The 8,322-nt window shown below is 64.4% G+C and carries 8 protein-coding genes; 3 read left to right on the top strand and 5 right to left on the bottom strand.

Features of this window, described 5'->3' with window-relative positions:
• Positions 1-248: 248 nt before the first annotated feature.
• Together ASE88_RS15055 and ASE88_RS15050 are read left to right on the top strand one after the other, a co-directional pair.
• A complete protein-coding gene (locus ASE88_RS15055; RefSeq protein ID WP_055877533.1) occupies positions 249-659 on the top strand; it encodes a DUF2147 domain-containing protein in 411 nt (136 codons plus the stop codon).
• Between the two features lie 56 nt (positions 660-715).
• Positions 716-2,050 (top strand): OmpP1/FadL family transporter, encoded by a 1,335-nt coding sequence (locus ASE88_RS15050; protein WP_056479020.1) that lies wholly within the window; start codon positions 716-718, stop codon positions 2,048-2,050.
• A 345-nt stretch (positions 2,051-2,395) separates the two neighbouring features.
• Here the strand turns inward: ASE88_RS15050 and secA are convergent, their stop codons facing one another.
• The 3 genes from secA to ASE88_RS15035 form a co-directional block, all read right to left on the bottom strand.
• Positions 2,396-5,134: a preprotein translocase subunit SecA gene (gene secA / locus ASE88_RS15045; RefSeq protein WP_056479017.1), complete on the bottom strand. Its 2,739-nt coding sequence runs from the start codon at positions 5,132-5,134 to the stop codon at positions 2,396-2,398.
• A 98-nt stretch (positions 5,135-5,232) separates the two neighbouring features.
• Entirely contained in the window at positions 5,233-5,484 is a 252-nt protein-coding gene (locus ASE88_RS15040; RefSeq protein ID WP_056479014.1) for a hypothetical protein, read from the bottom strand.
• Positions 5,485-5,547: 63 nt separating this feature from the next.
• Positions 5,548-6,162: an energy transducer TonB gene (locus ASE88_RS15035; protein ID WP_162233423.1), complete on the bottom strand. Its 615-nt coding sequence runs from the start codon at positions 6,160-6,162 to the stop codon at positions 5,548-5,550.
• 46 nt (positions 6,163-6,208) lie between these two features.
• Here ASE88_RS15035 and argJ point away from each other — a divergent pair, with 46 nt between their 5' ends.
• On the top strand, positions 6,209-7,426 hold the full coding sequence (gene argJ / locus ASE88_RS15030) for a bifunctional glutamate N-acetyltransferase/amino-acid acetyltransferase ArgJ (RefSeq protein ID WP_056479009.1): 1,218 nt from the start codon (positions 6,209-6,211) through the stop codon (positions 7,424-7,426).
• 9 nt (positions 7,427-7,435) lie between these two features.
• Here the strand turns inward: argJ and ASE88_RS15025 are convergent, their stop codons facing one another.
• Together ASE88_RS15025 and trxA are read right to left on the bottom strand one after the other, a co-directional pair.
• Positions 7,436-7,867: an avidin/streptavidin family protein gene (locus tag ASE88_RS15025; RefSeq protein ID WP_082466565.1), complete on the bottom strand. Its 432-nt coding sequence runs from the start codon at positions 7,865-7,867 to the stop codon at positions 7,436-7,438.
• 98 nt (positions 7,868-7,965) lie between these two features.
• Entirely contained in the window at positions 7,966-8,289 is a 324-nt protein-coding gene (trxA, locus tag ASE88_RS15020; RefSeq protein WP_055877560.1) for a thioredoxin TrxA, read from the bottom strand.
• Between the last annotated feature and the right edge of the window lie 33 nt (positions 8,290-8,322).

The following is an 8,322-nucleotide window of genomic DNA, read 5'->3' as shown; positions in this document are numbered from 1 at the left end:
GGGGGCCCAGGGTCAAGCGGCGCTACGTGCGTTACCCTGGGCCCCCGCCTGCGCGGGGGAACGACGAACTCATGAACATTATTTCACCGGCCGGAATCAGTAAGAAGACTTGACTTGTCTTCCGACGAAACTAGGGCGGTTTCATAACTGCCGTATACGGTAACAGGGTCGCGCTAACGTCGCTGGCCTTACGAGAAATTGTCGACCGTACATATACGGCGACCCCAAATTCTAGGAGAGGATCGAAGATGTCCCTGTTGATCGCCACCGCCCTGCTCGCCGGCGCGTCTGCCACGCCTGAGACCGTCGTCGGTCGCTGGAAGACCGAAACCCGCAACGCCATCGTCGAGATCGCCCGCTGCGGCCCGTCGATCTGCGGCAAGATCCTGACCTCCGATGCGCTGCGCGCCAATCCGTCGATGAAGGACGCGAACAACGCGAACACCGCGCTGCGCAACCGTCCGATCCAGGGCATGCAGATGCTGAGCGGCTTCAAGGCCGACAAGGACGGCGTGTGGAGCAGCGGCCAGGTCTACAATGCCGAGGACGGCAAGACCTATAGCGGCAAGATCACGCCCGTCGGCGCGAACCAGTTGAAGCTCCGCGGCTGCGTCTTCTTCCCGCTCTGCAAGACGCAGACCTGGACGCGCGTGCGCTGAGGCGCCGCCGCCACACTGAATTTCTCCCCGATCATTTCCAGTACAGAGTCTGTTTCATGTCCTTGCGTATCAAAGCCCCGCTTCTCGTCGCCTCCGCCCTCGTCGGCACCGTCGGCTTCGCCAGCACCGCCTATGCCGACGCCTTCTATCTCCAGGCGCAGTCGGCGCGCGGCGCGGGCCGTGCGTTTTCGGGCGAAGGCGCGGACACCGGTCCTGACTCGCTGTGGTGGAACCCGGCGGCGATCGCCGGCATCCGCGACGGCAGCGCGACGCTGAGCGCGACCGCGATCCTGCCCAAGGGCGACGTCGTCGATACCGGGACGGTCATCGGTCGTCCGACCTTCTCGCCGACGACCGGTCGGCCAACCGGCCTGAACTACACCCCGGTTGGCGGCAACGGCACGTCGAGCGATCCGATCAACAGGGGCGTCGTCCCATCGGGCGCGATCGCCTACCCGCTCACCGACCGGATCGCGATCGGCCTTGCGGTGACGTCGCCGTTCAGCTTCACCACCAATTACGAGGCGAATAGCTGGGCCCGCTACAGCGCCGACAAGACGCGGCTGCGCACGATCGACGTCCAGCCCTCGATCGGTGTGGTCGTCACCGACTGGCTCCGCGTCGGCGGTGCGCTCAACGTCGAATATACCGACGCGATCCTCAACAACGCGCTCCCCAATCTGTCCGCGGCGTTGCCCGATGGGCATCAGGAGTTGAAGGGCGATGGCTGGGACTTCGGCTGGACCGCGGGCGTGCAGCTGCACAACGACTTCGCGACCGTCGGCATCAGCTACAAGTCGAGCATCCGGCATAACCTGAAGGGCGATCTCACGGTCAGCGGCCTCGTCGGTCCGCTCGCGTCGTCGAACACGACCGTGTCGGGCGCCAAGGCCGCGTTCAACACGCCGGGTCAGGTGATCGTCGCAGGCCGGTTCCGCGGCACCGACAAGCTGACGCTCAACGCACAGGTCGTCGCATATAACTGGAGCAAGTTCGACACGATCGATCTCGGTGCGCCGCTGAATACCGCGATCCCCGAAAACTACATGGACAGCTGGAGCCTCGCAGGTGGCTTCGACTATGACGTCACGCCCAAGCTCACCGTGCGTGCCGGCGTGCAGCGCACCAAGTCGCCGACCCAGGACGGCCAGCGCGACGCGCGCGTCCCCGACGCCGATCGCTGGACCTATGCGGCCGGCGGCTCCTACCAGCTGTCGCCGCGCATCGCGCTCGACGCCGGCGCGCAATATGTCGACTTCGCCAACACGACGATCGACCGCAACACGGCGGCCTATGCCGGCACTGCGGTGCAGACCAATATCCTGACCTCGGGCGCGCTGCGCAACGCCTCGGCGGTCGTGCTGTCGCTTGGCGGCCGCGTGAGCTTCTGACGATAGGGGGGGCGCCGCCCGTTCGGCAGCGCCCCCCAACTAATCGATCACTTCCTATCGATGCCGGCGATCTCCGGCTCGCGGCAACGGCCTTAGCGTCAGCGTGCTCGCGCTCGAAAACACTCTATCCTCCTTCGCCCGGACGAAGTGCCGCGCAAGGCGACTCTAGAGGATAATACGCGACAGCGGGCGAGCCGAACGCTCTCTACCAGGCAGACGCCCCCCCCGCCAGGGGATGATCCAACCACCCATCCGTGCGACGCTCGCGATCGTGACCGGTGTCAGCCAACCCGACATGCCGGTCAGCGTGCCGGGCGCCCGATACGCCCGGCCTCGTTCAGCCGGTCACACCGCGCCGTGGCACTGCTTGTACTTGCGGCCCGAGCCGCACGGGCACGGCGCGTTGCGGCTGACGACGCCTTCCCAATTCGCCGGATCCTCGCCGATATCGGCCTCCTGCGGCTGCGGGATCTGAAGCGGCGGCATCGTCGACGTGATGTGGCCGCGCGTGCCCGCATCGAAGTCGTTCGAATTGTCCTCGCCCGTGAACGGGTCGAAATGCGTCGTGATGAAGTCGGGCAGTTCGGGCAGCCCGACCGGCGCCTGCATCTGGAACTGCGCATGCGCGATCGTCTTGGTCACGTCCTCGCGGATCGTCTCGAGCATCCGCTGGAACAGCGAGAACGCCTCCTGCTTATACTCGTTGATTGGCGTCTTCTGCGCGTACGCGCGCAGGTGCACGACCTGGCGCAGCGCGTCGAGCGTGGCCAGATGCTCCTTCCAGTGATGGTCGAGATTCTGCAGCAGGATCGACTTCTCGACCGACGTCCACGTCTCCGCATCCAGATCCGCGGCCTTGGTCGCGATCGCCTCGTCCGCGAGCGCGCGGACCCGCTCCTCGATCACCTCGGGGTCGACCGATTCCTCAAGCAGCCACGCGTCGATCGGCGGCTCGAGGTTCATCACCTCGGCAAGCCGAGTCTTCATGCCAGCGACATCCCACTGCTCGGGGTACGAGTTGGGCGGGCACGCATCACCGATGATCACGTTGACCGTCTCCGCACGCATGTCGGTGACCACGTCGCCGACCGTCTCGGCGTCCATGATGTCGGCACGCTGCTCGTAGATGACCTTGCGCTGCTCGTTCATCACGTCATCATATTCGACGACCTGCTTGCGGATGTCGTAGTTGCGCGCCTCCACCTTCTTCTGCGCGGTCTCGATCGCCTTGCTCAGCCACTTGCTGCCGATCGCCTCGCCGTCCTCGATATTGTTGCGCATCATCTTGGCGAACAGCGTGTCCGGCCCGAAGATCCGCAGCAGATCGTCGTCGAGGCTCAGATAGAAGCGCGACAGGCCCGGATCGCCCTGACGCCCCGAACGCCCGCGCAGCTGGTTGTCGATGCGCCGGCTCTCGTGCCGCTCGGTGCCGAGCACGAACAGGCCGCCCGCGGCGAGCACCGCCTGCTTCTCGGCCTCGATCTCGATCTCGATCCGCGCCGCTTCGGTAGCATATTCCGGCGTGCCCTCGACGAGGTCGGGATGCTCGTCGAGCATGCGGAATTCGAGGTTACCGCCCAGTTTGATGTCGGTGCCGCGGCCCGCCATGTTGGTCGCGATCGTCACCGCGGACTTGCGCCCGGCCTGCGCGACGATGTGCGCCTCCATCTCGTGGAAGCGCGCGTTCAGCACCTTGTGCTCGACCTGCTCGCCGACCAGGAACTCGCTCAGCAGTTCGGACTTCTCAATCGACACCGTGCCGACGAGCACCGGCTGGCCGAGATCGGCGTGGTGCTTGATCTTCTTGGCGATCGCCGCGAACTTGTCCTTGGTGTCCTTGTAGAACTCGTCTTCCTCGTCGACGCGCTTGACCGTGACGTTGGTCGGGATGCTGACGACGTTGATCTTGTAGATGTCGTAGAACTCGGCCGCCTCGGTCGCCGCGGTGCCGGTCATGCCGCCGATCTTGGGGTACATGCGGAAATAGTTCTGGAACGTGATCGAGGCCATCGTCTGGTTCTCGGGCTCGATCTGCACGCCTTCCTTCGCCTCGACCGCCTGGTGCAGGCCGTCCGACCAGCGCCGGCCGTCCATCATGCGACCGGTGAACTCGTCGATGATGATGACCTTACCGTCCTTGACGATGTAGTCGATGTCCGACTTGAACATCACGATCGCGCGCAGTGCCTGGTTGAGGTGGTGGACGACCTGCGTGTTCTCGAAATCGTACAGGTTCTGCCCCTCGAGCAGCCCCGCCGCCTCGAGCATCCGCTCGACCTTCTCGGTGCCGTCCTCGGTGAGGATGATCGTCTTCTGCTTTTCGTCCTTGTCGTAGTCGGCGGGATCGAGCTGCTTCACGACCGCGTCGACCTGCATGTACAGCTCGGACTTGTCGTCGGTCGGGCCGGAGATGATGAGCGGCGTGCGCGCCTCGTCGATCAGCACCGAATCGACCTCGTCGACCACCGCGAAGTTGAAGGGGCGCTGCGTCATCGCGCTGCGCTCATACTTCATGTTATCGCGGAGATAGTCGAACCCGAACTCGTTGTTCGTCCCATAGGTGATGTCCGCGGCATAAGCGGCGCGGCGCTCCTCGTCCGACAGGTTCGGGATGATGACGCCGATCGTCATGCCGAGGAAGGTGTAGACCTGCCCCATCCACTCGGCGTCGCGCGCGGCGAGGTAATCGTTGACGGTGACCACGTGGACGCCGTCGCCGGGCAGCGCGTTGAGATAGGTAGCGAGCGTGGCGACGAGCGTCTTGCCCTCGCCGGTCCGCATCTCGGCGATCTCGCCGCGGTGGAGTACGATGCCGCCGACCATCTGCACGTCGTAATGGCGCTGGCCGAGCACGCGCTTAGCGGCTTCACGGACAGTCGCGAACGCTTCCGGAAGCAGGTCGTCGAGCTTCTCGCCTTCTGCGAGCCGCGCGCGGAACTTGACCGTCTGGCCCGAGAGTTCGTCGTCCGACATCGCCTGGAGCGACGGCTCGAACGAGGCGATCTTCGCGAGGATCGGGTTGAGCGACTTGACGTAGCGGTCGTTGGACGAACCGAACAAGGATTTGGCGAGGCCACCGAACATGGGCTGATTTCCTGGATATGAGACGCGGCGGCACGCTTTGCGCCCGCACGCGGAAGAATAGGGAGCGGCCCGCAGGCCGAGGGATCAGGCGCCCGACGCTATACGCGCCGACGATCCGCCCAGATCGGGGTGTTGCCGAGGTCGATGGCGCGCAGAGTCGCGGAGACGGCAATTTCCGCCAGCGAGGCGCGCCTCGCAACCGGCCGCACCGCGACCTTCGCCACCGCGACCACGGCGGCCTGTGCGCAGATGCTGCCCTGCGCCACCGCCTGCGCCGACTGCCCACGCACACCCGGTACCGCGCCGGTCAGCGCGGACAGGAGGGCGGAAAGGAGAAGCAGCAGGTTCATGCGTCCCGATCCATTATGGCAATGCTGTTGTGACGTCCATCCTGTAGATCGACTTAAAGACGCTCAGTCGGCGGGCTTGGCGACTGCCGAGTAGCGGTAATGTACAAGGGTGCGGGATGGCTGGCCATTACGGACATAGGTGCTGTACGTCGGCGATCCTGGAACGAGCTTGGCGCAGGGGTCCGGCTGCGCCGCGTCGGATTTTGTGATGACGCGGCAGCTCACGATATTGCCATCCGTCCCGATAACGCTCTCGAATTCCGTCACCTGTTCGAACTTGCCCGACGTCAGGTCGATCGGCGGCGCGGAGTCCGGCACCAGCCAGTTGACAGGCATATGATAGGTGCCAGCGGTCGGTCGGCCTTTCGGGTCCGTCGCAGGGTTGAACCGTCCGCGTTCCATGACGATCTCGCACGTCTTCAGATCGAGGCTGGTGGTGCCACTCGACTCGCTGACTTTGCACGATATGACTTTTCCGTCGGAGCCGACGTCGACGTCTGCGACGACCCGTCCAGATCGATTGGCTCGAACGGCCTCAGGCGGATAATCATCAGCCGTTATCCACGTACCCGGGTTGCCGATCGGAACCGGCATCATCGGCCGCTGCGCCGCGGTTGCAGTGGTTACCGAGCAAATTGCGAAAGCTGCCCCAACCAATCGCTTGCCTGTCAATGTCATGTTGCTACCCCGCTGCCCGACCCAGAAGTAACCTAGGCGATCCCGCATGTCATCACCGCTCGCGCTCCCGTTCCCGTCAGCACCTGCCATTGCTGGGGTGACCGCATATGTGGCCCGCGCACGGTACAAGGCGTGGGACAGGTGCGACCTGACATTCGTGACGCTCGATCCGGGGACAGTAGTGGCGGGCGTGCTGACGACGAGCAAATGCCCGTCGCCCGAGGTGGAATGGTGCCGCGCGGCGCTGACGCTTGGGCAGGCGCGCGCGCTGGTGGTGAATGCGGGGAACTCCAACGCGTTTACCGGTTCGCGCGGCAGGGCGGCGGTCGAGGCGATCGCGGCGCGGACCGCGGCGCATCTCGGCTGCCAGCCTTCGGACGTGTTCGTGTCCTCGACCGGGGTGATCGGCGTACCGCTGCCGATCGACAAGGCCGAAGCCGGGCTGGATGCCGCGTTCGCCGCCGAGCCGTGCGGCTGGGAGGATGCCGCCTCGACGATCATGACGACCGACACCTTCACCAAGGGCGCGGTGACGACCGCGGTGATCGACGACCGCACGGTCACGCTGGTCGGCATAATCAAGGGGTCGGGAATGATCGCGCCCGACATGGCGACGATGCTCGGCTTCATCTTCACCGACGCCGCGGTCGAGCCGGAGTTCCTGCAGGCCGCGCTGTCGCAGGCGAATGCGCCGAGCTTCTCGTGCATCACCGTCGACAGCGATACCTCGACCAGCGACACGGTGCTGGCATTCGCCACGGGCAAGGCGGGTAATACGGTGCTCGCGGACGATGACAGCGTCGGCGCCGACGCGTTCCGGGCGGCGCTCGCTGACCTCTGCCATCAGCTGGCCATGCTCGTCGTCCGCGACGGCGAAGGCGCGCAGAAGCTGATCGAGATCCAAGTCACGGGCGCCGAGAGCGACCGCAGCGCGCACCGCGTCGCGATGAGCATCGCCAACTCGCCATTGGTGAAGACCGCGATCGCCGGCGAGGACGCGAACTGGGGACGCGTCGTCATGGCGGTCGGCAAGGCCGGCGAACCCGCCGATCGCGATACGCTGTCGATCCGGTTAGGCAATACGCAGGTCGCGGAAGGTGGCTTGGCGCTGAGCGGTTATGATGAAGCGCCGGTTGCGGCGCATCTGAAGGGTCAGGAGGTCGAAATCGGCGTCGATCTTGCGCTCGGGGACGGCCGGGCCACCGTGTGGACCTGCGACCTGACGCACGGCTATATCTCGATCAACGCCGACTATCGTAGCTGACCGAGGCGATTAGTTTTGCTTGATGAAAACGTTGCCGCCGCAATGTGCGAGCAACCAGCCATATTCGGCGGCATGGTTCGGAGACGAAAGCGTTGGCACAAGATGCCATAATGTCCGGATCGACGTCAGCGGATCGCCTTGATCGAACGTGCCATCGACTCGCTGGTCGGGAAGATACTGGCCTGCCCACGAACAGACGGAACGATGTTCCCCGTCATCGTCGATGCGATTGTAGCTGACGCAGAATGTAATCAGATCGCCCGTGACGAAACCCGTCATGGGGAAGAATTCACCGTTGTTCTCAACACCTACGCGCGTACGATAGGTACCCTCGATGCGCAGATGTGACAGTGTGGAAGAGGGCAAGGACAATGGATCGGCACGCGCGATCATCATTTCGGACCCGAGATCATTAACCCAACTGCCGACGAATGCGTTCATGACACCCTCCCCGTTCAGGAAAGACGTTACCGCATTGCCGGCAGCATGAGAACAGTCTTCTTATACCTTAGCCGCGCAAGTACTGCACGACTTGGGGATCAGGCCAGTTCGCCCTCAAGCCAGGCCTTGAGCCGGCCCTTGGGCTCGGCGCCAACCTTGGTCGCGGCCGGTGCACCGCCCTTGAACAGGATCATCGTCGGGATGCCGCGGACGCCGTACTTGCCCGGCGCGTCGGGGTTCTCGTCGATGTTGAGTTTGGCGATCGTCACCTTCTCACCCAGTTCTTCCGAGATTTCCTCGAGCGAGGGTCCAATCATCTTGCACGGACCGCACCATTCCGCCCAGAAATCGACGAGCACGGGCCCGTCCGCGTTCAGGACGTCCGCATCGAAGCTGGCGTCGGTAATCTGCTTGGTGGCCATCGTAATTCTCCTTCGTTGAACGCAATCTAGGGG

The organism is Sphingomonas sp. Leaf38 (genome assembly GCF_001421825.1).
Classification (GTDB): domain Bacteria; phylum Pseudomonadota; class Alphaproteobacteria; order Sphingomonadales; family Sphingomonadaceae; genus Sphingomonas.
This window is presented reverse-complemented; position numbering and strand designations above follow the sequence as displayed.

Coding starts and splice junctions, on each gene's coding strand:
- ASE88_RS15050 (WP_056479020.1), top strand. CDS start 716: ATGTCCTTGCGTATCAAAGCCCCGCTTCTCGTCGCCTCCGCCCTCGTC.
- secA (WP_056479017.1), bottom strand. CDS start 5,134: ATGTTCGGTGGCCTCGCCAAATCCTTGTTCGGTTCGTCCAACGACCGC.
- ASE88_RS15025 (WP_082466565.1), bottom strand. CDS start 7,867: ATGAACGCATTCGTCGGCAGTTGGGTTAATGATCTCGGGTCCGAAATG.
- trxA (WP_055877560.1), bottom strand. CDS start 8,289: ATGGCCACCAAGCAGATTACCGACGCCAGCTTCGATGCGGACGTCCTG.
- ASE88_RS15035 (WP_162233423.1), bottom strand. CDS start 6,162: ATGACATTGACAGGCAAGCGATTGGTTGGGGCAGCTTTCGCAATTTGC.
- argJ (WP_056479009.1), top strand. CDS start 6,209: ATGTCATCACCGCTCGCGCTCCCGTTCCCGTCAGCACCTGCCATTGCT.
- ASE88_RS15040 (WP_056479014.1), bottom strand. CDS start 5,484: ATGAACCTGCTGCTTCTCCTTTCCGCCCTCCTGTCCGCGCTGACCGGC.
- ASE88_RS15055 (WP_055877533.1), top strand. CDS start 249: ATGTCCCTGTTGATCGCCACCGCCCTGCTCGCCGGCGCGTCTGCCACG.